Below are 25,632 nucleotides of genomic sequence, written 5' to 3'. Positions count from 1 at the left end.
CCCCGTCCCGCAAGGAGCTTCACATGTCCCGTACTGTTCCCGCCCGTGGCGCCTTCGTCGCCTGGGCCTGCCTGACCGTGGCGATCGTCGCCGAAGTGGTCGGCACGTCCTTCATGGCCCATGCCGCCCGCGATGGCGGCTGGACCGGCTACCTGGTGATGGCCGCCGCGCTGGCGCTGTCCTATTACTTCCTGGCGTTGTCGGTGCGCCGCATCGCCGTCGGCGTGGCCTATGCGGTGTGGGAAGGCCTCGGCCTGACCCTGCTGACCGTGGTCGGCATCAGCGTGTTCGGTGAGAGCCTGTCGCTGCAGCAGCTGGCTGGTCTGGTGCTGGCGGTGATCGGCATCGTCTGCGTCACCCTCGGGGAGGCGCACTGATGAACATGATGGCCCTGTTTTTCGTGATCTGCTCTGCGCTGATCGATGTGGCCGCCAACATGATGGTGGCCAAGTCCGATGGCTTCCGCCGCTGGCGCTGGGGAGTCGGCGCCATCGTGCTGGTCTGGATCGCCTTTGCCCTGCTCGGTCAGGCCGTGCGCTACATGGATCTGGCCACCGCCTACGCGATGTGGGGCGCGATCGGCGTGATCGGTACCGCTACCTGCGGCCGCCTGCTGTTCGGCAACCGCCTGCGCCCGATTGGTTGGATCGGCATTGGCCTGGTCACTGTGGCGGTGTTGCTGCTCAGTACGGCGTGAGCCCGGACCCCAACGCGGTCAGCCCCTTCACCTGCAGCTGTTCTGCAGCATGATGGCGGTCAGAGCGCGGACCAGGCTAGCGCGCTGGAGCACCCCCCTTCAAGGCTCCATCGATCAAGCGTGCGCGTCGTGAGCCGGGCTTGGACAGGACGTACTGTCTGCAGGCTTCATCGAACGCCTTTGCCGCATTCCACTGCGGATGCTCCTCGCCAGACAACTTCTCGAATCTGCTCAGCAGCGTTGGAACGACGAATCTCATATCGTCTGCGTCCATCGTTTCAAGCTGTTGGAGGTACGAGGCGACAGTAGTTGGCAACTTGAGAACGGATGCATATGCAAAGCCAGTCAGGGCCAGGTTGTGCATTCTGGTGTCTTTCTCGTCTGCTCCGCTCTGCGCGTTCCCCGAAACCAGGAGATTCATCGACCCCAAGGCCTCAAGAACCGCTGGATGAAAGCCGTTGGCAGTAAATGGATTGGACCTGGTCTGCTTCAGCGCCTTCTTGAAGATGGATAACGCGTTGGTGCTGTGGGTGCTGTTGCCGCCAACCAGTTCCAAGGTCTGTAGCGAATGGCTCAGCAGGCTCGGGTCGGCAAGTCCGGCGGATGCTTCGCAGATGCGGATGCACTCCTTCAGGGCGTCCTCATCGCTCCAGTCGATATCCCATATGTGGTCGTTTCGCGCTGCCGCGGAGTCGAACTGCAACTCATATCGAGTCTCATCCGTCATTCCGCTGGCAAGCATCGCTTCTATTTCCTCCGTGGGCATGACGCCGCTTCGGAGCAAAACATCGATCTGGTCGAAGAATGCACTGTTTTCGTCGATCAGCAGCGTGGCACACGCATTCTTGAAATGATCATCACGCTTGATGCTTCCCGTTCCATCGAGCTCGATGCTGCGCAGGGATCCCACAGACCCCAACGCTCGCAGATGTGCACCCAACATGAGGGTGAGCGCTGCAAGAAACGCGCGAAGCGTCTTGCTGTCCTGCCTTGCTCCCCACTTTCCGGCATCTAACCAATCGACCTCGGTCGCGATCTTTCTGATCGCCCGGATGTTGGTGATTCCGCAACTCTCGATCAGTGGGGTGAGTGGGGTAGCGAGCGGATGTCTGGCGAGGGCAATCGCTGCAGATTCCTTTGGGCTGGGTGACAGGGTCAGCTCGCGGTCGATCACCTTCTCGCGGATGTCCATCCATCTGGGAAAGTCGGTCAATCTTTCGCTGTTCATTACCAAGATAACGCGGCATGAACTCAGCTCCAGCAGTTCGTCGAGAAAGCCGGCAATCTCGTCAACTGAAAGATCCGCATGCTTTCGTTCAATGTCGTCGAGTATGATGATCTTGCCCCGGACAGCGCTCCTGAAGGCCATAAGGGCAAGATCACTGGCAATGGCGGCACCGGAATACAATCGTTCAATAGCGGTGGCGTAAACGTCGCGATCTGCTTTTGTCCTTTTCGCCAGCCAGCCGCGGATTCCACCTTGGGCGGCGATCATGTTGTCCAGGATGCTCAGCTTCAGGCTGCTGATGCTCTTCACACCAAAGAGCGAGGCAAACGCCGCGTCTCGCCAGTTGGCAAGCAGCGTCTCACGCACGCAGTGTGTCTTTCCTGTTCCCCAGGGCCCCGATATTGAAATAGTACGTACCGCGTCCTTGGCCAGCAGTGATCTCAACTGATCGGCCAGACGCTCATGTGTGAGTGCGGCTGCCGATCTACTGTCGCGCCGTGCGTCCCTGCCTGCCATAGATCGGTCCTTGCCAGCTAGTTGGAAATGGCAAGATTAGCAGTGGTCGCAGGCCCGCAGGCAATCCGGTTGGGGGCCCGATTGCGGAAGCCCGCTTCCTGGCCGACACTTGGACATTCCCGCAACGGAGTGCCCGCATGTTCAGTCACGTCACCGTCGGAACCAACGACATGGAGATCTCCCGTCGCTTCTACGATGCCTTGTTCACCGCCGTCGGCGCCCGCACAGGCGTGTTCGATGACGAGGGCAAGCTGGTCTACATCAAGGATGGGCGCATGTTCATGGTCATTCCGCCCATCGATGGCCAGGCGGCATGCCACGCCAACGGTGGCACCATCGGCTTTGCGCTGGCAGACCCACAGGCGGTGCATGCCTGGCAGGAAGCGGGCGTGGCCCATGGCGGTACTGCGGTGGAAGACCCGGCTGGCGTGCGGCAGAAGGCAGGGCGCCAGTTGTACCTGGCCTACCTGCGTGATCCAGACGGCAACAAGCTGTGCGCCGTGCATGTGATGCAGTAAGGCCGGAGCGGCGCGCGCGCCGTACAGGCGCGCGAGTAACACGGATGGGGGCAGGATCATGCCTGCGCGGTGCCACGACTTCATCCTCTGTCCACTGCGATTCAGCCAGAATCCGCCGGCTTACTCTTTGATCGATCCGGAGATGGCTGCCCATGGAAGCACTGGAGCCTCAACATCAGCCGGTGCGAACCCTGCGGCCCGTCTTCGCCTTCGCGGCGATCGTTGTCGTTGCCTTCGCACTGTTCGTCAGCCTGTTCCCACTCGGCGCCGGTCGCCTGCTGGTCAAGGCACAGGACTGGGCCGCGCTCAACGTCGGCTGGTACTACCTGCTGGCGATGACCCTGTACCTGGTGTTCGTGGTCGGTGTGGCGTTGTCCAAGTACGGCGGCATCAAGCTCGGTGCCGACCATGACGAACCGGAGTTCAGCTACCTCTCCTGGGCCGGCATGCTGTTCGCTGCAGGCATCAGCATCACCCTGTTCTTCTTCTGCGTTTCCGAACCACTGACCCACTACCTGCAGCCGCCACAAGGTGACGGCGCAGCGGGCGAGGCCGGTGCACGCCAGGCCATGCAGCTGCTGTTCCTGCACTGGGGCCTGCATGGCTGGGGCGTATTCGCGCTGGCGGCGATGGCGATGGCCTATTTCGCCTACCGGCACAACCTGCCATTGGCCTTGCGCTCGGCGCTGTATCCCCTGATCGGCAAGCGCATCAACGGCCCCATCGGTTACACCGTCGATGCCTTGGGCATCGTCGCCACCGTGTTCGGCATCGGTGCGGACATGGGCTTCGGCGTGCTGCATCTCAACGCCGGCCTGTCACACCTGTTCAATGTGCCGCACTCCAACCTGGTGCAGATCCTGCTGGTGGTGGCGATGATGGGCGCGGCCGTCGCGGTGGCTGTGTCCGGGGTGGAGAAGGGCGTGCGCTGGATGGCCAACATCAACATGCTGCTGGCGATCGCGCTGGTGCTGTTCATGCTCTGCGCCGGCCCCACCCAGTACCTGCTCAGCACGCTGATGCAGAACCTGGGTGATTACCTGGGCAGCGTGGTGGGCAAGAGTTTCGATGTGTACGCCTATGGTGGCCGTCCGGAATGGCTGGGCGGCTGGACGGTGTTCTACTGGGCCTGGTGGATCGGCTGGGCGCCGTTCGTCGGCTTGTTCATCGCGCGCATCTCGCGCGGCCGCACCATCCGCGAATTCGTGTTCGGTGTGTTGCTGATTCCGCTGGGTTTCACCCTGGCGTGGCTGTCGATCTTCGGCAACAGCGCGCTGGATCAGGTGCTGCACCATGGCCAGCAGCAGTTGGCGCAGTTGGCGGTGGATGATCCACCGACGGTGTTGTATTCGTTGCTGGATGGCTACCCGTGGAGCAAGGCGGTGATCGGGGTGACTGTGCTGGTCAGCTTCATCTTCTTCGTGACGTCGGCCGATTCCGGGGCGGTGGTGCTGTCCACGCTGTCCTCGCATGGTGGTGCGCCGGAGGACGATGGCCCACGCTGGCTGCGTGTGTTCTGGGGCACGGTGATCGCGGTGCTGACCGCTGGCCTGCTGCTGGCTGGCAGCATCGATGCCTTGAAATCAGCGGTGGTGCTGGCCTCGTTGCCGTTCTCGGCGGTGCTGCTGTTGATGATGTGGGGCCTGACCCGTGCTTTCAGTGACGAGTCGCACCGCAAGCGCGCGCAGCAGTTCAGGCCATCGCCGCTGATCGGCGATGATCGCCACCACCAGGGCTGGCGCCAGCGCCTGACCCAGGCCATGAACTTCCCGGTACGCGACCAGGTGTACCGCTTCATGGATGACACGGTGAAGCCGGCGATGGAGGCGGTGGCCGAGCAGCTGGGTGAGCAGGGCTGGGACGTGCAGACGCGCTTCGAGGCGGGCGACATGGAGCTGTCGGTCAACCACGGCGAGCAGCAGGACTTCCTGTACCGGGTGATCCTCAGTGGCTACCTGACCCCGTCCTTCGCCGCGCAGCAGCTGCGCAACCAGCGCTACTACCGCGCCGAAGTACATCTGTACGAGGGCAGCCAGGATTACGACCTGGTCGGCTACAACCGCAAGCAGATCATCAACGACATCATCAGCCAGTACGAACGGCACCTGCAGTTCCTGCACCTGAGCCGTTGATGCGTGACCGCCGGGCATTGCCCGGCGGTTCGGTGGTAGTGCCGGCCGCTGGCCGGCAACGCGAACGGGACGGCGGCATGCCCGCCGCCCCGTTGCACATCAGAACCGGTAACGCGCGCCCAGCGAAACGAACTGACCGCGCAGGTTGTACTGGCTGATGTCGAAGCCGCTGGAGCCGCCGGCCGGATCGAACGGCGGGTCCTTGTCGGTCAGGTTCAGCACCGACAGTGACAGCGTGGTCTTCGGAATGCCCTCGTAGGCCACGTACAGGTCCAGCTGGTGATACGGCTTGACCCGGTCGCGCAGGCCCGGATTGCTGGTGGCGGTGGCCACGCGCTGGTCATAGCCGCTCACGTACTGCAGGCTCAGCGTGCTGCTCCAGTCACCCACCGCCCAGTTCAATGAGGTGGTGCCGCGCGTGCGTGGCAGGGCGCCATGGCGGTTGTTGCCGGCGCCGTCATAGGGCGCCTGTCCAGCCACCAGCGGCTGCTTGAAGCTGAGCAGGTGGGTCCAGCTGCCGGCCACGGTGAAGTTGCCCCAGCCATCGGTGCGGAAGGTACGGTTGGCTTCCAGGTCGATGCCCGAGGTGGTCAGCTCGCCCTGGTTGGCGTACTGGTTGGTGATGATCTGGATGCGGCCCTGTGCATCGCGCTGCACGCGGCCGGGGAACAGGTCCGGGTTGTTGACGATGAACTGCGCGCTGTCCGGCTTGACCAGGTTGTCCTGCTCGATGCGGTACCAGTCCAGGCCGATGCTGGAATCGGCATCGGGTGACCACACGGCACCGACATTGAGGTTGCGCGAGCGTTCGGCCTTCAAGTCCGGATTGCCGGTGCGCAGGTTGGTCACGCCACGGCTGCCGCCCGGCTGCAGCGGATCGTACGGATCGACCACCGAACCGTAGCTGATGGTCTGCCCCGGTGCGATCTCCGGCAGCGACGGTGCACGGAAGCCACGCGAGAACGAGCCGCGCAGCAGCAGGCTGTCCAGCGGCTGCCAGCGCAGCGCGAACTTCGGCGAGAACGCCTTGCCGAAATCATCGTAGTGGTCACCGCGACCGGCGACCTGCAGCTCCAGCGTGCGATGCAGCGGCACGCTGAACTCGGCATAGGCCGCACTGACCTGGCGTTCGCCGTCGACGATGTTGATCGCCGGGCGCAGCTCGGTACCGGACAGCACCTGCGCACTGGTGCGCGCGTCCAGCGATTCCTTGCGGAATTCCGCGCCCCAGGCGAAGCCGATCGCACCGGCCGGCAGTTCCCACAACGAGGTCGATGCCTTGATGTTGAGCGAGTGCAGCTTGTACCAGCCTGGACGTTTGGTCTGCAGGCGCAGATCGTCCAGTGCGCCCGGCGTGCTGGACGGGTCGAGGAAGTTGTAGCTGCCATCGCGCAGGATCTGCTGGAAGGCGTAGCGGTCCACGAAGTTGTCCACGTACTCGCGCTGCGCGCTCTGCGAGGTCAGTGCGGCCACTTCCCAGTCCCAGCGTTCGCCGGTGCCACGCACGCCGGCCAGGGCGCGGTAGAACACCTGGGTGTTGTCCTTCAGGCGCGGGCCGAGATCGAAGAAGGTGTATTCGAACGGCAGCGGCGCGCTGCCCGGATTGTTCGGATGGCCGACCGGCAGCACCGCGGCGATATCGGTCAACGTACCGGTGGCGGGATTGTAGGCACGCAGGCCCGGGCCGACCGTCAGCGGCGCACTGAAGATCTGGTCGGCCTTGTTGTGGCTGTACAGCACATCAGCGAAGGCTTCGACGCTGTCGTTGAAGCGGTAGGTCGCGCTCAACGACGCCTGCAGGCGCTCGGCGCCGGGCTGCAGGGTCTTGAACGGCTGCGCGTTGAAGGCGCAGGCCTGGCCGGGCAGGGTGCTGCCGAAGTCACTGTAGGGACGCAGCTCGCTGCCATCGGGGCAGGGCGAGAACGGCTGCGGCGCACGTGGATTGGACAGCCAGTTGCCACCGGCCGTGGACCAGCCGGCGAGGCGGCCACCGGGCTTGTCGCGGAAATCGCCGTCGCGGGTGTACGCGCGCTGGTCAGCATCGAGGCGGTCGCGCTTGAGCAGGTCCAGCCCGAACAGCACGTTCCAGCCCTGCTGCTCGAGGTCACCGAAGCCGGCCAGCAGGTTGGCCTTGCGCTCGTTCAAACCGCCGTGGGTGGCGGTGCCGAAGCCACCGCCAACTTCCACGCCCTGGAAATCACGGCGCAGGATGATGTTGATGACACCGGCGATGGCGTCCGAGCCGTACACCGCCGAGGCGCCATCCTTGAGCACTTCTATGCGCTCGACCGCGCTGATCGGCAGCGCGTTGAGGTCGACGAAGGTGTCCTGGGTGTTGAGCGCGAAGCCGAAGTTGGCCACGCGGTAGCCATTGACCAGCACCAGCGTGTTCTTCGGCGACAGGCCACGCAGGCCGATCGACGCCGAGCCTGCAGCGAAGCTGCCGGTGTACTGCTCGTCGAAGCTGTTGCCGGCGTTGGCCGACAGGTTGCGCAGCACGTCGGTAAGGGTGGAGCGGCCGGTCTGCAGGATCTGCTCGCGGGTGACGATCTGCACCGGGTTGGGGCCGGCGGTGTCGCTGCGCTTGATGTTCGAGCCGGTCACCAGCACGGTGCCGAGGGTGGTGCTGACCTTGCCGGTGTCGGCGATTTCAGCGGCGCCGGCAGTGCCAGCGACGAGGGCCAGCGCGACCGCGCTGGAAAGCAGGGTGGTGCGATACATGGAAGCGACTACGCCAAACGGGGGAGGAGTCGTCAGTACCGCACGCGGGTCCGTGCGCCTTCCAATGACGAAAGCGCATTCAGTTATACATCACAGGTTCTTAACGAAACTGCTGTCCTTTGCTTCGGTGGGTGCAGCAGGGCTCTCCAGGTGGGTGCGGACCGTTGGTCCGCACTCCTCTTCAGGGTCAGAGCCCTTTCCTTGTGGAAAGGGATCCGACCCGGAGACCATCAAGGACGCAGCAGCACCTTGCCATTGCGGCCCGAGCCCGCACCGGCCGTTGCTGCCTGGGCGATGTCGTCCAGCGCGAAGATCCGCTCCACCGGCAAGGTAAGCTCACCGCCGGCCGCACGCTTCAGCAACTCGCCAACCAGCCTGCGCTTGTCTTCCACCGCCATCGCCTGGCTGACCTTGCTGCCCCAGAAGCCCTTCACCGTGGCCTCCTTGTAGATCAGGCCACCGGCGGGAATGCGCATCGGCTCGCCGCTCATCACGCCGAACGAGACCAGGGTGCCGTGGTGGCCGAGCAGGTCGACCAGGTCGCCGCTGGCATCGCCACCGATGGAATCGACCGCAGCCGCAGCCTGCGCTTCGCCGGTGACTTCGTGCACGCGGTCTTTCCAGCCGTCCACCGACGTATCGAACACGTGATCGATGCCGAGCGCCTGCAGCTGCGCCACCGCTTCCGCGTTGCGCACCAGGTTGGCCACATGCACACCGCGCGCCTTTGCCAGCATCGCCAGCGATTTGCCGACGGCACCGTTGGCGGTGTTCTGCACGATCCACTGGCCCTGCTCAACGTGCAGGAACTCCAGCAGCATCAGCGCGCTCAGCGGCATCGCGATCAGCTGTGCGGCCACCTCGTCGGGGATCGACTCCGGCATCGGGATCACCATCCGCGCCGGCGCGATGAACGCTTCTGCCCAGGTGCCATGCACCGAGGCGGCGGCAACACGCTGGCCGATCTGCAGGCCATCGACGCCCTCGCCGAGCGCATCGACCACGCCCAGTGCTTCGCTGCCACCGATCGCCGGCAACGTCGGCTTGTAGCCGTACAGGCCACGCACGGTCAGCAGGTCGTGATTGTGGATCGAGGCCAGCACGGTGCGGATGCGCACCTCGCCGGGGCCGGGTTCGGGCAGTGCGGCGTCGGCAACGACAAGGACGTCGGCCGGGTTGCCGAAGGAGGAGTACTGGGCAGCGCGCATGAGCGGTGTTCCGGAAAAGTTGATGTGATACCGAACTGGGGACGTGTGCGGCGTCAACAAGGTGATGGAGGTGCAACACGGCATCCTGCGACCGATGGTCGCGACATGACGTGATTACTGCATCTTGTGTTGACGGCTCGGAACATCCCCACTATGTTGTGGCTGTCACTCCCGGTCAGCCGCCGCCGCCGGACATGCAGCAAACGTCCCGCGGCCCGCCCCTGAAGGCTTGCCGTGTCGACGCGGCCGCCACCGTGCGGACGCAGGTCGCCCCCACGGCCCGGATACCGGCCGCAGGCGCAGGCAGATGCCGACGACCTACGTTCCTGCACCCTGGCACTTCACCCGTTCGCTCCGCGCGCCGGTATCGCGTGCAGGGCCGCCATGGCATCGGGCGCCGACGCGCGTACGAGCCTGGAGTTCCACCACCATGACCGACAGTACCTTCCGCGTGGCCGACCTGGCCGGCGCCGGCGACGCCATGCGCGCCAGCGGCGAGCGCGTTCCGACCTGGATCACCAAGGAAGCCGGCAATCGTCGCCTGCCGTACGATGCGGCACGCCTGCTGCGCAGCATCGACACCATCCACGCCGAGCTGCCGCAGCTGGATGTGGCCGACTACCGCCGCGTGGTGCTGGCGATGGTCGAGCGCAAGCCCAGCATCAGTGCCGATGATCTGGTGGATCTGCTGATCCGCGAAGCGGAGTCGCGCGTCGATCTTGTCGCACCCGAGTGGGAACAGTTCGCCGCACGCCTGTACCTGCGCCGGCTGTACAAGCGCGCCAGCCGCAACCGCTTCTACGACGTCAGCCTGAAGTACGGCTCCTTCGTGGGCCTGCAGGAAAGCCTGGCCGACCGCGGCGTCTACAGCAACGACATCCTGCGCTGCTATTCGAAGGAAGAGCTGCAGCAGGCCGGTGAGATGATCGACCCCGAGCGCGACCGGCTGTTCGCCTACAACGGCCTGTACCTGCTGGCCACGCGCTATCTGGCCACTGATCGCAGCCGCGAGGTGTATGAGCTGCCGCAGGAACGCTGGCTGACCATCGCCCTGTACCTGATGCAGAACGAGGGCGGGTCGGGTGAGAGCGGCCGCGTGCGCCGCATGCAGCTGGTGGGCGAGGCCTACTGGGCACTGTCCAACCTGTACATGACGGTGGCCACGCCAACCCTGGCCAACGCTGGCAAGGTGGGTGGTCAGCTGTCGAGCTGCTTCATCGATACCGTCGATGACAGCCTGCAGGGCATCTATGACTCCAACACCGATATTGCCCGCGTGTCCAAGCACGGCGGCGGTGTGGGTGCGTACCTGGGGTACGTGCGCAGCAGTGGCGCGCCGATCCGCGGCGTACCCAACTCGTCCGGCGGCGTCGTGCCGTGGATCAAGCAGCTCAACAACACCGCGGTGTCGGTCGATCAGCTCGGCCAGCGCAAGGGCGCGGTGGCGGTGTACCTGGACATCTGGCATCGCGACATCGAAGCCTTCATGGACCTGCGCCTGAACAACGGCGACCAGCGTCTGCGTGCGCACGATGTGTTCACCGCGATCTGTGTGCCCGATCTGTTCATGGAGGCGGTCGAGCGCCGTGCCGACTGGTACCTGTTCGATCCGCACGAGGTGAAGCAGGCCAAGGGCTGGTACCTGCAGGATTTCTACGACGAGAAGCGTGGCCAGGGCAGCTTCCGCGACCGCTACGCCGAACTGGTGGCCGACGAACGCATCAGCCGTCGCACGGTGAAGGCGATCGACCTGTTCAAGCGGATCATGCTCAGCCAGCTGGAAACCGGCAATCCGTTCCTGTTCTACCGCGACGAAGTGAACCGGAAGAACCCGAACAAGCACGCGGGCATGGTCTATTCCAGCAACCTGTGCACCGAGATCCTGCAGAACATGAGCCCGACGCGGATGATCCAGGAGATCGTCAGCGGCGACCAGATCGTCACCACCCGTCGTGCCGGTGACTTCGTGGTCTGCAACCTGTCATCGATCAACCTCGGTCGAGCCATCACCGCCCCCGAGGATCTGCTGGCCACGGATGTGCTGGAGCGGTTGATTCCGATCCAGGTGCGCATGCTCGACAACGTGATTGACCTCAATGCGCTGCCGGTGCCGCAGGCCACCATCACCAACCGCAAGTACCGCGCCATCGGCCTGGGCACGTTCGGCTGGCACCACCTGCTGGCACAGCAGGCGATCCACTGGGAATCGCCCGAGGCCGAGGAACTCTCCGATCGCCTGTTCGAACGCATCAACTTCCTGACCATCCAGGCCAGTGCGCAGTTGGCCAAGGAGAAGGGCAGCTACCCGATGTTCGTCGGCAGCGACTGGCACAACGGCAACTATTTCCGTGACCGCGATTACAGCGGCGCGGCCTGGGACAGTCTTGCGCGTGAGGTGGCGAGCAACGGCCTGCGCAACGGCTGGCTGCTGGCAGTGGCACCGAACATGAGCACCGCACAGATCGCCGGTTCCACCGCGTCGATCGATCCGATCTACAGCGCGTTCTACTACGAGGAAAAGAAGGACTTCCGGCGGCCGGTGGCTGCACCCGGGCTGTCGCTGGAAACCTGGCCGTACTACGAGAAGGGTGCCTACAAGGTCGACCAGTTCGCCAGCGTGCGGCAGAACGCGCGCCGCCAGCGCCATGTCGACCAGTCGATCAGCTTCAACCTCTACGTGCCGAGCACGATCCGCGCCAGCACGTTGCTGGAGCTGCACCTGAGTGCCTGGCGGGAAGGGCTGAAGACCACCTACTACGTGCGCTCCAACGACATCGATATCAGCGAATGCGAGTGGTGCTCGAGCTGATCGCCCGGCCCCCTCGGTGGTAGTGCCGGCCGCTGGCCGGCAACCCGTCAGCAACAGAACGAAGGCAGAAGACCATGGCAACACCCCTCGACCGCATCAAGATTCTCGAACCGCGCCACCCCAACCGCAGCACCGGCATCATCAACGGCCGCACCAGCGGCATCCTCAACTGGAACGACATTCCCTACCCGTCGTTCTATCGCGCCTACAAGGAGCTGTCGACCAACTTCTGGATCCCCGACGAGGTGGACATGAAGGTGGATGCACGCCAGTACGGCGAGCTCAACGCGCGCGAGAAGAACGCCTACGATTCCATCATCGGCCTGCTGGCCACGCTGGATTCGCCGCAGACGCGTTTCATCTACAACGTCGCCGAGTACATCACCGACCCGGCCGCGCACGCCAACGCAGCGATCATCGGCCAGCAGGAAGTGATCCACAACGAGAGCTACAGCTACGTGCTGGCCTCGATCACCGACCTGCCGAACCAGAACCGCATCTTCGAGATCGCCCGCACCCACCCGACCATCATCAAGCGCAACGCGCCGATCATGGGGGCCTACGACGACTTCATGCGCGAGAAGACCGCCGAAACCCTGTTGAAGTCGCTGATCCAGTCCTCGATCCTGGAAGGCATCAACTTCTATTCCGGTTTCGCGTACTTCTACAACATGGTGCGGCAGAACCGCATGAACGGCACCGGCAAGATCATCAGCTTCATCAACCGTGACGAACTGGCCCACACCAAGTTCATCAGCGAGCTGATCCGCGCCATCATCGGCGAGAACCCGGAGCTGCAGACCAACGAGCTGACCGCCTACGTGCACCAGTCGTTCGAACATGCCATCGAACTGGAAACCCAATGGTCGGCGGAGGTGCTGGATGGCATCGACGGCATCGACGTAGACGAGATGGTGCGCTACGTGAAGTACCGCGCCAACAAGATGGCCGGCATGCTTGGCATCGAGCGCCTGTACAGCGACACCACCGACAACGTGATGCCGTGGATCAAGGCTTACGCCGACAACTTCACCGAGACCAAGACCGACTTCTTCGAGATGCGCAATGCAAGTTACAAGAAGACCAACGTCGACAACGGCTTCGACGACCTCTGAACGCGGCCCGGCGCTGCGCATCCTGATCGTGGTGGCCTCGCTCAGCGGCAACACGCGCGAGCTCGGCCGCCATATCACCGGGCGCTGCCGGGCCGCAGGCCACGCCGTGCACTGGCAGGACGCCGACGACCTGCGCCAGTGTCCACCGCTGCCGGTGGACGAGGCCGACCTGGTGCTGCTGGGCTGCTGGACCGACAACGCCGGGCGCACGCCGTCGGAGATGAAGGCCTGGGTGGCCGGCATCGCCGAACGCGGCCAGCGGCCGCGCCAGGTGGCGGTGTTCGGTACCGGCGAAACGCAGTGGGGGCAGGAGTACTACTGCGGTGCGGTACACCGGCTGATCCGCTATTTCCACAGTGGCTACCCGCCGCTGGAGATCGAACAGATGCCACATGGCCGGCGGCATGCCGCGGCCATCGATACCTGGACCGATGCGGTCCTGGATCAATACTGGAGCACCACCGATGCAGATCATCGACGCCACCACGCCTGAGCAGTTCCAGCAGTTGCTGGCCGACCATCCGCGCGTGCTGGTGGACTTCCACAAGGACCAATGCCCGGGTTGCCGGATGCTGGATATGTCGCTGCAGCGGGTGGCCAGCGGCACGGCGGGGCAGGGCACGACCCTGCTGCGGGTGCAGCTGGAAGTGGTGGGCGAGGCGTTCTTCCGCGAGCTGGGGCTGCGCCAGACCCCCACGCTGTCGCTGTTCCTTGACGGTGACGAACGCATGCGCATGCCGGGCTTCCAGTCGCCGCAGCAGATTGAAGCGGCGATCGCAGAGTTCCTGTAGCCCAGGATCAGGGTCGGAGCCCTGGCCACAGGCTAGGGCTCTGACCCCACTTTGACGCATGGCTTGGATCATCGGGGTCAGAGCCCTTGCCTGCGGCAAGGGATCCGACCCCCGGCGGCCCCACGGCGCGCGGATCAACCGCCAGCGAACGTATCCACCAGCAGCTTCACGTTCAGCACCACGATCACCACTGCGATCACCCAGGCGATGCCGCCCAGCCAGCGCGGCGCCACCAGCGCGCCCATCGTCATCTTGTCGGTCACGATCCGTACCAGCGGGATGATCGCGAACGGCAGCTGCATCGACAGCACCACCTGGCTCAGCACCAGCAGCTTCACTGCGCCCTGGTCACCGAACAGCATGATGACCACCACCACTGGGATGATGGCCAGCGCGCGGGTGATCAAGCGCCGCAGCCATGGCGGCAGGCGCAGGCGCAGGAACCCTTCCATCACGATCTGCCCGGCCAGTGTCGCCGTCACCGTGGAGTTCAGGCCGGACGCGAGCAGCGCCACGGCGAACAATGTGGAGGCCAGGCCCACGCCCAGCATCGGCGCCAGCAGCTGGTGCGCCTGCTCGATGTCTTCCACATCGAAGCGGCCGTTGGCATGGAACACCGACGCCGCCAGGATCAGGATGCTGGCGTTGATGAACAATGCCAGGGTCAAGGCAACGGTGCTGTCGGTGACGGCCCAGCGCAGCGCGCTGCGACGGCCTTCATCGGTGCGTGGATAGGCACGGGTCTGCACGATGGAAGAATGCAGGTACAGGTTGTGCGGCATCACCGTGGCGCCGATGATGCCGATGGCGATGTACAGCGCATGCGGATCAGTGACCACCTGAGCGCGCGGAATGAAACCGCCCAGTACCTGCATCACCGGCGGCGCGGCCAGCGCGATCTGCACCATGAAGCAGCCGAAGATCACCAGCAGCAGCGCGATCACGAAGGCTTCCAGCGCGCGGAAACCGCGGTTCATCAGCAGCAGCACCAGCAGCGTGTCCAGCGCGGTGATCACCGCGCCCCACAGCAGTGGCAGGTCGAACAACAGTTTCAAGGCGATGGCCGTACCGATCACTTCGGCCAGGTCGCAGGCGATGATCGCCGCTTCGCACAGCGCCCACAGCGCCAGGTTCACCGGCTTGGGGTAGCGCGCACGGCAGGCCTGCGCCAGGTCCATGCCGGTGGCGATGCCCAGCCGTGCCGACAACGCCTGCAGGATCACCGCCATCAGGTTGGAGATCAGGATGACCGACAGCAGCAGATAGCCGAAGCGCGAGCCGCCTGCCAGATCGGTGGCCCAGTTGCCCGGGTCCATGTAACCGACCGACACCATGTAGCCCGGGCCAAGGAAGGCCAGCAGCCGGAACCACCAGTGGCCTTTGTCGGGCACGGCAATCGACGCGTTGAGCGCACCCAGGCTGGCCGGAGTGGAGGCGGCAGAATCGGTGGGTGCGACGGTGTTCATGGCTGTCAATATAGCCACTGCTATATCGCATAGCAATGTGAAACAATCGTCTTTACTGCGTCACTGGTCCAGAATTCAGGTTCGCACCCGATGACAACTGCAGGACAGGCACACGCGTGGGCAAGACGGACGATTCGACATCGCTGAAAAGCACCCCCTTGATCGAGGCCGAGCGCCAGGTCGAGAGCTTCCGGCAAGTGCGCGAAGCACACCGGATGGAACTGGTGGAGGACTATGTCGAGCTGATCTCCGACCTGTTGGCCGACGGCGGCGAGGCCCGCCAGGTCGACATCGCTACCCGTCTCGGCGTGGCCCAGCCGACCGTGGCAAAGATGCTGCGCCGGCTGGCCCGTGATGGCTGGGTCGTGCAGCGCCCGTATCGCGGCGTGTTCCTGACCCCCGAGGGCGAGGCGTTGGCCCATGCCAGCCGCCAGCGCCACCAGACCGTGGAGCGCTTCCTGCTGGCGCTGGGAGTGGACCCGGATACCGCGCGGCGTGATGCCGAGGGCATCGAGCACCATGTCAGTGAACAGACGCTGGCCTTGTTCGACGAATTCGTACGCAAGGCCGAGGGCGGTTCCGACTAACGGTAGCGCCGGGCCATGCCCGGCGGGCGCGTTGCCGCATCACGTATTTCGCCGGGCATGGCCCGGCGCTACCGGGGTTGAATGCCGCCAGTGGGGCAGCGCGCCTGTTCCTGCGCACACGCCCGTTTCGTCCATTCCTTCAATACCGGCTGAAGGCCTCCGTAGCGCCGTCCCTGCCAGCCATTGGCCAGCACCGTGCCCTGCGCATCGATCAGCACCAGGTTGGGGGGTGCCGGGCCCGCCAATGCCTGCAGTGCCGGCATGCGCTTCGCGCGACGCGGGTCCAGCACCGGCCACGGCATGTCCTGCAGCTGCATGTAGCGCCGCAGCGCCGCCTCGCTTTCATCCAGGCTGACATACACCACTTCGGTATCGGCGCCGGCCTCGCGCAGCGCGTCGCGCACGCCGCGCAGGGTTGGCACGAAGGCGTGGCAGGGCGCGCACCAGTCGGCACCGAAGTACAGTGCGATCAGCTTTGGCGGTGGCGACCACTGCACCGGCCGCAGGGAACGTGGCTCGGGCCGCATCAGCGACGCCGAGACCTGCGCGTGCAGGTCGGCCGCCGCGGCCGGCGATGCCAGTGCCAGCAGCAGTGCGGGCAGCCAGCTAGAACGCATAACGCAGGTTCACGTACCACGAGCGGGCGAAGCGTGGCCCGTACACGTAGTCGCTGTCGCGCAGCGCGCCGCTTTCCAGATCCTTCTGTCGTTGGTCGAACACGTTCTTGACCCCGGCCGCCACCGACACTTCCTGCTGTGCCTGTGCGCCCAGGTGGCGATGCCAGCGCGCGCCGAGATCGGTGACCAGGAACGCGCGGGTGCGGTGCAGTTCGCCCAGCCGATTGTTGAGCACCGGCATCGATCCGGTGTGGCGCAGCGCCAGGAACGTCTCCCAGGGTTCGGCCGGCATCCAGCTGAGCTGGGCCACGCCGGTCCAGCGCGGCGTCTTCAGGTAGTCGCGGCTGTCGATCACCGTATCGCCGCCGTCGGCGGTGTCATCGAAGATGCGTTGCGGCTCGCGGAACTGCGAGCGGTACCACGACGCGCCGGCCGTCAGCCGCCATTGCGGAGAGGGCTGCCAGCCGACGTTGGTTTCCATGCCCAGTACGTTCGAGCCGGACGCGTTGTAGCGCAGCTGTGTCAGCTGGCCATCATCGCCGCGCTGGATCTCGCCCAGCGCGAAGGTGTCACGGATGCGTGCATAGGACGCGGTGGCATCCCAGCTCCAGACCGGGTCGGCCGGGTCGGAGCGCCAGTCGAACCCGAACAGCGTGGTCAGCGCGCGCTCCTCCTTCAGGCCACGGGTGTTGCGCACGCGCACCTGCTCGCCGCCGAGGGTATCGACGTGGACATCCTCGACGAAGATTTCCGGCGCACGGAAGCCGGTGGCGACGCCCGCACGCCATTTCAGCCGAGGTGTCGCCTGCCAGGCGAGGGCGATACGCGGTGAGAACACGGCGCTGTCCAGTTCCGAACTCTTGTCCACGCGCGCACCCAGCACCAGGTCGACGTCATCGCGTACGCTCCATTCGTCCTGCACGAACGCGCCGAGGTTGTGGAACGTCGCATCCTCGAGCACGGCGAGGCGCTGGCCGGCACCATCGCGGTTGTCGTCACGCAGGCCCTCATGCTTGTACTGCACGCCGAACGCGAGCGTGTGTGCACCCAACCGCCAGTTCAACTGGCTGTCGATGTAGTGCAGCGGGTTGTGGGTGCGCCCGTACTGGCGCCACGAGCGTGATGCGGCACTGCCGGGCACGGTCGGGTCCAGTTGCGAAGGATCGTAGCCGGGCGCCGATGGATCGGTGACCACATCGCCAAGACCGCCATAGAAGCTGTCGCGGTTGATGTCGGCGAAGGCGTAGGCCAGACGGAAGTCGACGTCGCTGTTCACTTCCTGGTCCCATGACAGGCTGCCGCGACGGTAGTTGGTATCCAGCGATTCGGCGATGTTGGCCAGGTGTTCGGGCTGGTCGAGGCGGTTGCCACCGCGACGGCTTTCATCGGTCACCTGCAGGTCCAGCCGCAGGCGCGTGCCCGGATTCGGTCCATACCAGGCCTGCAGGCCACCGACCTTGAGGTTCTTGCGGGTGATCTCGGTATAGCCGTCGCCGTTGTAGTCGATGCCGCTGTTCCAGTTGCGCTGGGCGATCACCGACAGTCCGGCGTCGGCTTCGCTGGCGACCAGATCCAGACGGACGTCGGCGTTCTTCTGCGGCGTGCCCTTCAGCACATCCACGCCGGCCTGCACATGGCCACCGCTGCGGGCAGGTAGCGGCGGAATCAGATTGATGACACCGGCCACCGCGCCCGGCCCATACAGCGACGAACCACCGCCCTTGACCACTTCGATGCGGTCGACGAAGCCGGCGGGAATCTGTTCCAGCCCGTACACGCTGCCCAGCGTGGACAGCAGTGGAATGCCATCGAACAGCAGCTGGTTGTAGGCACCGGGAAGGCCCAGCAGCTGCACTTCACTGGTGTTGCAGTTCTGGCAGTTGCTCTCTACGCGCAGGCCGTTGATCAGCTCCACCGCGCGCGAAAAATCGGTGGCCGCGCGCAGGGCGATGTCTTCCTTGCGCAGTACTTCGGTGCGGATCGGCACGTCCGACAGCAGGCGTTCGCTGCGGGTGGCGGTGCTGACTTTCACCTGCACCCGGTCCAGCTCGGTAGGTGAGGGCGGTGCAGCGACCGCGGCGAGTGGCAGGGCGGCGGCGATACCGGCAGCCAGCGGCAGCCGGCGAAGAAGGGAGGCAGCAATGCGCATGAGGGCGTCGTCCTTGGGGAGGGAGGGCGGCGAGGGCGACCTGGCTGGCGCACATGAAAGCAGAAGGTCATCAATATAGCAATTGCTATATTGCCGTTTCAGCTTGCGGCGGGACCGTGGCCTTTACTCGAATTAGAGTGTTATAACATTACACAATGCGCACGGAAGTGTGCCGGTGGTCATGCACCGGAAGGGGTCAGCCGCGACGGAAGGCGGCGGGAGTGCGCGCGCCGACGATGATCATGCGGATCATCGTGGAGATCTGTTCGACCAGTTCCGGGTCGTTCTCCGGAGGCTGGTCCATGGCCGAAGCGCCCATCGCAAACACCAGCCGGGTGATCGCCATCGACACCAGTTCCGGCTTGTACAGCACCGCGCCATCCAAGGCGGCCAAGCGCACCAGGTCGTGCTGCAGCTCTTCTTCGAAGTAGTGCAGTTCGCGTTCGACCGCGTGTTTGAAATCGTCCGAGCCGACCGCGCCTTCGCGCAACAGCACGTGCAGCAGCTTGTCGTCGGCGCGCAGCTGTTCCATGAAGGTTTCCACCGACACGCGCACCACGCTGGTGGCGCTGGACGTAGCGCGCTGGCGGGCTTCGCCGATGATGGTGCGCAGTGAGCGGCCAGCGACGTCGATCAGGGCGACGGCCAGTTCGTCCATGTCGCGGAACTGTCGATAGAAGCTGTTGGGTGCGATGCCGGCCTCGCGCGCGACTTCGCGCAGGCTGAGGGTGGACAGGCTGCGATGCGGGCCGATCAGTTTCAACGCGGCGGCCAACAGATCCTCGCGGCTCACCGTACGGCGGGCCGGGCTGTTGGCATCTTCAGGCGGAGACAGAACGGTGGCGGCGGCCATGGCACTTCCGGTGGGGCAAGGCTGAATCATACCCAATCCGGTGCAATATACACATGTATACACAGCTGTGTGTGCGGCCGTATAGTGCGCCCATGAGCGCTGTCGTCCGACCTTCCCTGCTTTCCCCGTACCGCTGGCTGTCGCCGTCGCTGTTCGACTTCTGGGCGGGCCAGCTGAATCCGTTGTGGACCCTGCGTGAGCCGATGGCCCGCCTGGTACGGCGCGAGCCGGCCGGCGAGGGCGCCGCGACCCTGGTCCTGCGCTGCAACCGGCACTGGGCCGGCATGCGCGCCGGTCAGCACGTCACCCTCGGCGTTGAGCTTGAGGGGCGTGTATTGCGCCGCAGCTACAGCCCGACCCGCCTGGGTCGCCGCGAGCTGGCCATTACCGTCAAGGCGGTGGAAGGCGGCAAGGTCAGCCAGCATCTGGTCGCACATGCCAAGCCGGGCGACCTGTTCCGGCTGGATGCGGCCTTCGGTGATTTCCACATGCCTGCCGCCGCGCCGGTATTGCTGCTGGCGGCCGGTAGCGGCATCACGCCCATGCGCAGCCTGCTGCGCGACGCCTGCCAGCGCCCGCTGGCTGCGCCGGTCGACCTGTTCTACTGGGAGCGCAGCGCGGCGGCGTTCCAGTTCCGCGATGAACTGCTGGCGCTGGCTGCGGCGCATCCGAACCTGCGCGTGCACCTGCTGGCCACCCGCGAAGGCGACGTGCCGGCTGCGCGTATCGACAGCCACACGCTGGCCGTTGCCGGTGACGACACCCCGCTGGCGCAGCGCCATGTGCTGGCCTGCGGCCCGGACGGTTTCGTTGCCGCCGCGCGCACGCGGCTGGCCCAGCAGGTGGCCGGTTTCCAGGCGGAAGCCTTTACCCCACCGGCCGCACTCAGTGATGCCGACAGTCTGGGCGAGGTCGCATTGACCCTGGCCCGCAGCGGCCGGCGGTTGATCGTGCCGCGTGGCCGCTCGCTGCTGGAAAGCCTGGAGGCGCAGGGCATCGCGCCCAAGCACGGCTGCCGCATGGGCATCTGCAACAGCTGCACCTGTGAACGCGTCAGTGGCACCACCCGCCACCTGCGCACCGGCGACACCCAGTCCGAAACGGCCGTGCCGGTGCGGATCTGCGTGAGCGCGCCGACCACCGACCTGACCCTGGATCTCTGAGGACCCCGCTGCCATGACCCGCGCTACCGACCGTGCCCTGAGCCCTGCCGAGATGCAGACGTTTGGTGAGGAACTCGATGCGATCCGCGACCGTGTGATCGGCAGCCTCGGCGCGTCCGACACCCGCTACATCCGCCGCGTCGCAGCTGCCGTGCGCTGGTCCGGCGTGCTTGGCCGCAGCCTGCTGTTCCTGGGCGCGTTCTCGCCGTTGTTCTGGGCGCCGCTGCTGTGGCCGGCCTGCATCGCCGGCACCCTGCTGCTGGCGCTGGCCAAGATCCTGGAGAACATGGAGCTGGGCCACAACGTCATGCATGGCCAGTACGACTGGACCGGCGACCCCAAGCTCAACGGCAACACCTACGAATGGGACATCGTTGCCACCGCCGACAACTGGCGCAAGACCCATAATTTCCGCCACCACACCTACACCAACGTGCGTGGCATGGACGATGACATCGGCTATGGCCTGCTGCGCATCTTCCCGGAACAGCGCTGGAAGCCGTTCTACCTGCTGCAGCCGATCATCGCACCGATCTTCGCGCTGCTGTTCCAGTGGGGCGTGGCTGCGCAGGATCTGCGCCTGGGCCGCTGGTTCAAGGGCCGCATCAGCAGCCGCGCGATGTGGCTGCAGACCCGTCCGGTGGCACGCAAGATGATCCGCCAGGTGCTGAAGGACTATGTGTTCTTCCCGCTGCTGGCCGGTCCGTTCTTCCTGCCGGTGTTGCTGGGCAACATGGTGGCCAACGGCCTGCGCAACATCTGGACCTACGTGATCATCTTCTGTGGGCACTTCACTGCCGAATCGGAAACGTTCCCGAAGGAATGCCTGCGCAATGAATCGCGCGGCCACTGGTACCTGCGCCAGCTGCGCGGTTCGTCCAACATCAGCGGTGGTTTCGTGATCAACGTGCTGTCGGGCAACCTCAGCCACCAGATCGAGCACCACTTCTATCCGGATCTGCCGGCCAACCGCTATGCGGCGATCGCCAAGGAAGTGAAGGATATCTGCCGTCGTTACGGCCAGCATTACAACAACGGCTCGCTGCCGCGGCAGTTCACCCAGGTGGTCTGGCGCATCCTGCGCCACGCCTTCCCGAGCAAGCCGCGCCGCCTGCCGATGCCGGACATCATGCCGGCACCGGTGTCGGCCAACGCCGGCTGATTGTTCAGCCGGCGTTCGCCAACAGCGCAGGCGACTGGCGGTCCAGCCTGCGCAGGAACACCTGCATCTCCTTGCGGGCCTGCTGGTCGCCCTTGCTGCCGGCCACGCTGAGCCCGCGCTGCCACGCCTCGCGCGCCGCCTGTGGCTGGCCACCGGCCAGCCATGCCTTGCCCAGCAGCTTCCACGCCGCCGAATAATCCGGGTCCAGCACCACGCAACGGCCCAGGTGGGTGGCTGCGCGCACCGGATCGCCGGCGTCCAGCCAGCTTTTGCCCAGGCCGAAGCGCAGCAGCGCGCTGTCCTTGCCGGCGGCGAGCATCTTTTCCAGCGTGTTGATGTCCATCAGCGCACCTCCACCAGGGTTTCCATCGGACCCGCCTGGAAGCGCCCGCGATGGAACAGCAGCGGTGCGCCGCCTTCTTCCCGCACGTCGACGATGCGCCCGGCCAGAAGCAGGTGATCGCCGACCGGCCACTGCGCGTGGCGGGTGCAGGTGAGGTGGACGACCGCACCGGCAATACGCGGTGGCGCGTTCTCGCCGTCGTCCAGCAAGGGCACGTCGGCGAATCGATGGCGCACCTGCGGGTCGGCGAAACGGCGCGCCAAGGCTTCCTGTCCGGCGCCGAGCACGCTGATCGCGAACTGGGTGGCGCGCTGGAACGTGGACAGGCTCTGCGCATGCAGGGCCAGGTTCCACAGCACCAGTGGCGGCTGCAGCGAGATCGGCACGAACGAGTTGATGGTCAGGCCCTGCGGCTTTCCCTGTGCATCACGCGCGCAGACGATCGCCACGCCGGTAGGGAAATGGCCGAGCAACCGCCGCAGCGCGCGTGGCGGCAGGCCGACCGACGGCACCGGTGCCGGAGCGGGGAAGACCCCTGCCCACGGCCCGGCGTATGCACCGGAGTCTGCGTTCATGCGGCCCTGGCCTGGCGGTAGCGCCGGCCGACTTCGGCCCAGTTGATGAGGTTGAAGAACGCGCCGATGTAGTCCGGGCGGCGGTTCTGGTAATGCAGGTAGTAGGCGTGCTCCCACACATCCAGGGCAAGGATCGGGGTATTGCCGGAGGCGCCCGCCGCTGCGCCCATCAGGGGACTGTCCTGGTTGGCGCTGCTTTCGACCTGCAGGCGGCCATCGCGATCGACGGTCAACCATGCCCAGCCACTGCCGAAGCGCGTCTGTGCGGCCTTGCTGAAGGTTTCCTTGAAGGCATCGTAGCCGCCGAGGTCGCGATCGATGGCCGCGGCAAGTTCGTCATCGGCGGTGCCGCCGTTGGCACTGAGGACGGTCCAGAACAGACTGTGGTTGGCGTGACCGCCGCCGTTGTTGCGCACTGCGCCGCGGATCGATTCGGGCAGGGCATCGAGGTCGGCGATCAGGACTTCGACCGGCTGCGCCGGCAGGCCCGCCTGTTCCAGCGCGGCATTGAGGTTGTTGACGTAGGTCTGGTGGTGCTTGCCGTGGTGGATTTCCATCGTGCGCGCATCGAAGTGCGGTTCGAGGGCGTCGTAGGCATAGGGGAGGGCGGGAAGCGAGTACGACATCGAGACAGTCTCCGTGGGGAAGGCCAGGGGTGTGGCCGTGGGGAGACTGTTATCGCACCTCAACATTGGTTGAGGTCAAGCCACGTGATTGAAAAGCGGGCGCTGTCGGCGCGGAGGCGACGTCAAAGGCGAGAGCAGAAGCAACAGGGTAGTGCCGGCCGCTGGCCGGCAGCTCGTGATGATCGGGGCTGCCGGCCAGCGGCCGGCACTACCCCTATCCGTCGAATCCTGCGTCTGGCGTCAGCTCAACCAATCCTTGCAGGCGCTATCAACCTGATCACCACACGCGGCCTGCATCCGCTGCTGCAACCGTGCCAGCGTCTCCGCACCCTTGTGCGTCGCGCTCCACGCCTGCAACTGGCCGGCCAACCGTTCAAAGCGCTGGCGGGTGCGCTGGTGGTAGCCGGATGGCTGCTTGTCCAGCTCGGCGATCAACGCCTCGGTGGCCTGCTCGATGCGCGCTGCATCATCCGGCGCCAGCCGCAGCAGGCCTTCCACGTACAGCACGCCCCACTGCACGCGCGTCGCAGGACCCTGCGCGCCTTCGTAGGCACGCTTCAACCATTCCAGGGCGCCGGCGGTATCAACGCGCTGCTCGGCCAGTTCAGCCAGCTCCGGCATGTAGTAGTAAGGCTGCTCGCTGCGCTTCAGCTCTGCCAGCAGCAGGGCCTCGGCGCCCGCATTGTCATCGACCTGACGCAGCGCGTAGACCGCACTGCTGATGGTGGCCTGGCGCGCATGCGCGTCCGTGGCGGCGGCATCGGCGGCGGCCACGCGTTGCTTTACCCGCTCAACCAGGGCTGCCGGCAGCGCGCCCTCGGGCTGCTGCTGGCGGGCCAGAGCCAGCTCGGTCAGCGCACGTGACAGGGCATCATCAGCGCGATCACCACGCGCGGTATCGGCACGTTCCAGCGCGACCAGCAGCTGCTGGCCGAGGGCATTGCTGCTGGCCGGACCGGCGCTGGCCTGCTTGACCAGCCCGGCGCCGGCATACCCCAGCAGCTCGCGGTTGCGACGTACTTCCGCCGGCTGCGCCAGCACGGCCTGCAACAGTTCGCGTACCTGGGTGGGCGCTGTCGTCGGTTTCTCGGCTGTAGCCAAGGCGAGCAACCCGAAGCGACGCTGCAGCGCAGGTTCGGGTGCGGCCTTGGCAAGCTGCTGCAGCACGTCCTGGGTGCTGCGCTTGCCGGCCAGGCGGTTGGCATCCACCTCCCAGCCGTAGTCACCCAGCACCTGCCAGTCTTCGGCGCCAAGCTTGGCCGGCGTCGCCAGCGCGGTCGCAAGCGTTTCAGCAACGGCGCTGCGGCGGCTGGCGGCGACGGTAAGTGCCCGGGTCAGTTCGGCCGCGTCGTTGCCGCCGGCCACGCGGGTGATTTCATTGCGCTGCGGGTCGAGCACGATCAGGGTCGGATAGCCGCGCACGCCGAAGCGTTCGCCCCACGCCTGCGCGCCTTCCTCGTCGCCGTCCAGGTACACCGGCACGAATTTTCCGGTCAATGCGATGAAGGCCGGATCCTTGAACAGCCCGGCCTTGAGCTGGTTGCAAGGTGGGCACCACATCGCGCCCCAGTACAGCAGCACCGGCTTGCCACTCTCGGCGGCTTCGTTGAAGGCATCATCCACATCGCCCTGACGCCAGGCGATGGCGGAGGCCGGGGCGGCGGATGTCGCCTGCGCCGTCGGTACCGGAGCGGAAGCGGGAGAGCAGGCGCTCAGGGCCGAGGCCAGCAGCAACATGGAAAGCGCGACGCGCATCGGCAGCATCTCGAAGGACAGGGTGATGGGCCATTGTAGGAACGGTCGGGGTGCTGGCTGATGCAGTTTGCTTATGTCGCACGCGCAGCACGGCATGTGGGCTGCACATCAGTGCGGACCAGGGTCCGCACCCACCGGAGCGGGCACGGTCAACACCAGCGGCTGGTAGATCAGGCCGTTGAACTGGCCGACGTCACCATCCAGCACGAATCCATAGTGTTCGTAGGCGGGCACCGCGTTGAGCGAGGCGCGCACGGTCATCTGCGGGCCACGCACCTGCGGCAGCACCGCCTGCAGCAGGGCACGACCGATGCCTTGCCCCTGCAGCTCCGGCGCGACGAACAGCATTGCCAGATGCTGGCCGGCCTTCAGTTCAACCACGCCGACCACCCGGCCTTCCTGTTCGGCCACAAGGATGTGGTTGTCGCCCTGCAGGCGTTCGGCGAACGCAGACGCTGCGGCCACCGTGCCGAACGTGGCGATGCCCTCGGCGGTGAGCATGGGCGCAACGGCTGCAGTGAAGGCGGCCATGCACACCGCGCTGATCGCGGGCAGGTCATCGACATGGGCGGGGCGGATCGTGGTCATGCGCGGTACTTCC

The 25,632-nt window shown here is 65.6% G+C and carries 23 protein-coding genes; 11 read left to right on the top strand and 12 right to left on the bottom strand.

Features of this window, described 5'->3' with window-relative positions; all coding sequences use genetic code 11:
- The first annotated feature begins 23 nt into the window (after positions 1-23).
- Together ACQ5SA_RS02830 and ACQ5SA_RS02825 are read left to right on the top strand one after the other, a co-directional pair.
- Positions 24-377 carry an SMR family transporter gene (locus tag ACQ5SA_RS02830; protein WP_230109947.1) on the top strand — a complete coding sequence of 118 codons (354 nt, stop codon included), beginning with the start codon at positions 24-26 and terminating at the stop codon, positions 375-377.
- Positions 377-697, top strand: coding sequence for a DMT family transporter (locus ACQ5SA_RS02825; protein ID WP_353101892.1), 321 nt, complete (start codon positions 377-379; stop codon positions 695-697). The genes ACQ5SA_RS02830 and ACQ5SA_RS02825 overlap by 1 nt, the downstream gene beginning before the upstream one ends.
- A gap of 76 nt (positions 698-773) precedes the next feature.
- On the opposite strand, the gene ACQ5SA_RS02820 is transcribed toward ACQ5SA_RS02825, so the two are convergent.
- Positions 774-2,291, bottom strand: coding sequence for a hypothetical protein (locus tag ACQ5SA_RS02820; protein WP_499312537.1), 1,518 nt, complete (start codon positions 2,289-2,291; stop codon positions 774-776).
- A gap of 287 nt (positions 2,292-2,578) precedes the next feature.
- On the opposite strand from ACQ5SA_RS02820, the gene ACQ5SA_RS02815 reads away from it, so the two are divergent.
- Both ACQ5SA_RS02815 and betT read left to right on the top strand, forming a co-directional pair.
- Positions 2,579-2,959, top strand: a complete 381-nt coding sequence (locus ACQ5SA_RS02815) for a VOC family protein (RefSeq protein WP_100552740.1) — start codon at positions 2,579-2,581, stop codon at positions 2,957-2,959.
- A gap of 152 nt (positions 2,960-3,111) precedes the next feature.
- Positions 3,112-5,091, top strand: a complete 1,980-nt coding sequence (gene betT, locus ACQ5SA_RS02810) for a choline BCCT transporter BetT (protein WP_499312536.1) — start codon at positions 3,112-3,114, stop codon at positions 5,089-5,091.
- Between the two features lie 99 nt (positions 5,092-5,190).
- Here betT and ACQ5SA_RS02805 read toward each other — a convergent pair whose 3' ends face one another.
- Positions 5,191-7,812: a TonB-dependent receptor gene (locus ACQ5SA_RS02805; protein ID WP_499312535.1), complete on the bottom strand. Its 2,622-nt coding sequence runs from the start codon at positions 7,810-7,812 to the stop codon at positions 5,191-5,193.
- 230 nt (positions 7,813-8,042) lie between these two features.
- Positions 8,043-9,020, bottom strand: a complete 978-nt coding sequence (locus tag ACQ5SA_RS02800) for a zinc-binding dehydrogenase (protein WP_499312533.1) — start codon at positions 9,018-9,020, stop codon at positions 8,043-8,045.
- Between the two features lie 481 nt (positions 9,021-9,501).
- Here ACQ5SA_RS02800 and ACQ5SA_RS02795 point away from each other — a divergent pair, with 481 nt between their 5' ends.
- From ACQ5SA_RS02795 to ACQ5SA_RS02780, 4 genes are all read left to right on the top strand, one after another.
- Positions 9,502-11,829 (top strand): ribonucleoside-diphosphate reductase subunit alpha, encoded by a 2,328-nt coding sequence (locus ACQ5SA_RS02795; protein WP_499313302.1) that lies wholly within the window; start codon positions 9,502-9,504, stop codon positions 11,827-11,829.
- 74 nt (positions 11,830-11,903) lie between these two features.
- The gene (locus ACQ5SA_RS02790) at positions 11,904-12,944 is read left to right on the top strand and encodes a ribonucleotide-diphosphate reductase subunit beta (RefSeq protein ID WP_025878567.1); all 1,041 of its coding nucleotides are present in this window, start codon (positions 11,904-11,906) and stop codon (positions 12,942-12,944) included.
- Positions 12,945-12,957: 13 nt separating this feature from the next.
- A complete protein-coding gene (locus ACQ5SA_RS02785; protein WP_499313300.1) occupies positions 12,958-13,437 on the top strand; it encodes a flavodoxin in 480 nt (159 codons plus the stop codon).
- On the top strand, positions 13,409-13,735 hold the full coding sequence (locus ACQ5SA_RS02780) for a thioredoxin family protein (protein WP_032975313.1): 327 nt from the start codon (positions 13,409-13,411) through the stop codon (positions 13,733-13,735). Before ACQ5SA_RS02785 ends, ACQ5SA_RS02780 begins: the two co-directional genes overlap by 29 nt.
- Positions 13,736-13,869: 134 nt before the next feature.
- Here the strand turns inward: ACQ5SA_RS02780 and ACQ5SA_RS02775 are convergent, their stop codons facing one another.
- Positions 13,870-15,201 carry an Nramp family divalent metal transporter gene (locus ACQ5SA_RS02775; protein WP_230109954.1) on the bottom strand — a complete coding sequence of 444 codons (1,332 nt, stop codon included), beginning with the start codon at positions 15,199-15,201 and terminating at the stop codon, positions 13,870-13,872.
- 116 nt (positions 15,202-15,317) lie between these two features.
- Here ACQ5SA_RS02775 and mntR point away from each other — a divergent pair, with 116 nt between their 5' ends.
- Positions 15,318-15,788, top strand: coding sequence for a manganese-binding transcriptional regulator MntR (gene mntR, locus ACQ5SA_RS02770; protein WP_499312531.1), 471 nt, complete (start codon positions 15,318-15,320; stop codon positions 15,786-15,788).
- A 68-nt stretch (positions 15,789-15,856) separates the two neighbouring features.
- Here the strand turns inward: mntR and ACQ5SA_RS02765 are convergent, their stop codons facing one another.
- The 3 genes from ACQ5SA_RS02765 to fabR form a co-directional block, all read right to left on the bottom strand.
- Entirely contained in the window at positions 15,857-16,405 is a 549-nt protein-coding gene (locus ACQ5SA_RS02765) for a thioredoxin-like domain-containing protein (protein WP_499312530.1), read from the bottom strand.
- Positions 16,395-18,554, bottom strand: a complete 2,160-nt coding sequence (locus ACQ5SA_RS02760; RefSeq protein ID WP_499312529.1) for a TonB-dependent receptor plug domain-containing protein — start codon at positions 18,552-18,554, stop codon at positions 16,395-16,397. The genes ACQ5SA_RS02765 and ACQ5SA_RS02760 overlap by 11 nt, the downstream gene beginning before the upstream one ends.
- Positions 18,555-18,750: 196 nt before the next feature.
- Entirely contained in the window at positions 18,751-19,407 is a 657-nt protein-coding gene (gene fabR, locus ACQ5SA_RS02755) for an HTH-type transcriptional repressor FabR (protein ID WP_033831321.1), read from the bottom strand.
- Between the two features lie 92 nt (positions 19,408-19,499).
- Between fabR and ACQ5SA_RS02750 the strand changes: the two genes are divergently transcribed.
- Together ACQ5SA_RS02750 and ACQ5SA_RS02745 are read left to right on the top strand one after the other, a co-directional pair.
- Entirely contained in the window at positions 19,500-20,570 is a 1,071-nt protein-coding gene (locus tag ACQ5SA_RS02750; protein ID WP_499312527.1) for a ferredoxin reductase, read from the top strand.
- 13 nt (positions 20,571-20,583) lie between these two features.
- Entirely contained in the window at positions 20,584-21,732 is a 1,149-nt protein-coding gene (locus ACQ5SA_RS02745; protein ID WP_499312525.1) for a fatty acid desaturase family protein, read from the top strand.
- Between the two features lie 4 nt (positions 21,733-21,736).
- Here the strand turns inward: ACQ5SA_RS02745 and ACQ5SA_RS02740 are convergent, their stop codons facing one another.
- The 5 genes from ACQ5SA_RS02740 to ACQ5SA_RS02720 all read right to left on the bottom strand — a co-directional run bounded on the left by ACQ5SA_RS02740 (position 21,737) and on the right by ACQ5SA_RS02720 (position 25,619).
- Complete coding sequence (locus ACQ5SA_RS02740) at positions 21,737-22,075, bottom strand: tetratricopeptide repeat protein (protein ID WP_499312524.1); 339 nt, start codon at positions 22,073-22,075, stop codon at positions 21,737-21,739.
- A complete protein-coding gene (locus ACQ5SA_RS02735; protein ID WP_499312523.1) occupies positions 22,075-22,650 on the bottom strand; it encodes a flavin reductase family protein in 576 nt (191 codons plus the stop codon). The genes ACQ5SA_RS02740 and ACQ5SA_RS02735 overlap by 1 nt, the downstream gene beginning before the upstream one ends.
- On the bottom strand, positions 22,647-23,276 hold the full coding sequence (locus ACQ5SA_RS02730) for a superoxide dismutase (protein WP_363733544.1): 630 nt from the start codon (positions 23,274-23,276) through the stop codon (positions 22,647-22,649). Before ACQ5SA_RS02730 ends, ACQ5SA_RS02735 begins: the two co-directional genes overlap by 4 nt.
- Before the next feature lie 240 nt (positions 23,277-23,516).
- Positions 23,517-25,040 (bottom strand): thioredoxin family protein, encoded by a 1,524-nt coding sequence (locus ACQ5SA_RS02725; protein ID WP_499312521.1) that lies wholly within the window; start codon positions 25,038-25,040, stop codon positions 23,517-23,519.
- 99 nt (positions 25,041-25,139) lie between these two features.
- Positions 25,140-25,619, bottom strand: coding sequence for a GNAT family N-acetyltransferase (locus ACQ5SA_RS02720; protein WP_499312520.1), 480 nt, complete (start codon positions 25,617-25,619; stop codon positions 25,140-25,142).
- Positions 25,620-25,632: the final 13 nt, after the last annotated feature.

The organism is Stenotrophomonas indicatrix, from assembly GCF_050573115.1.
Taxonomy (GTDB): Bacteria; Pseudomonadota; Gammaproteobacteria; order Xanthomonadales; family Xanthomonadaceae; genus Stenotrophomonas; species Stenotrophomonas lactitubi_A.
The sequence above is the reverse complement of the archived record's forward strand: the minus strand, read 5'-3'. Positions and strand labels throughout refer to the sequence as shown.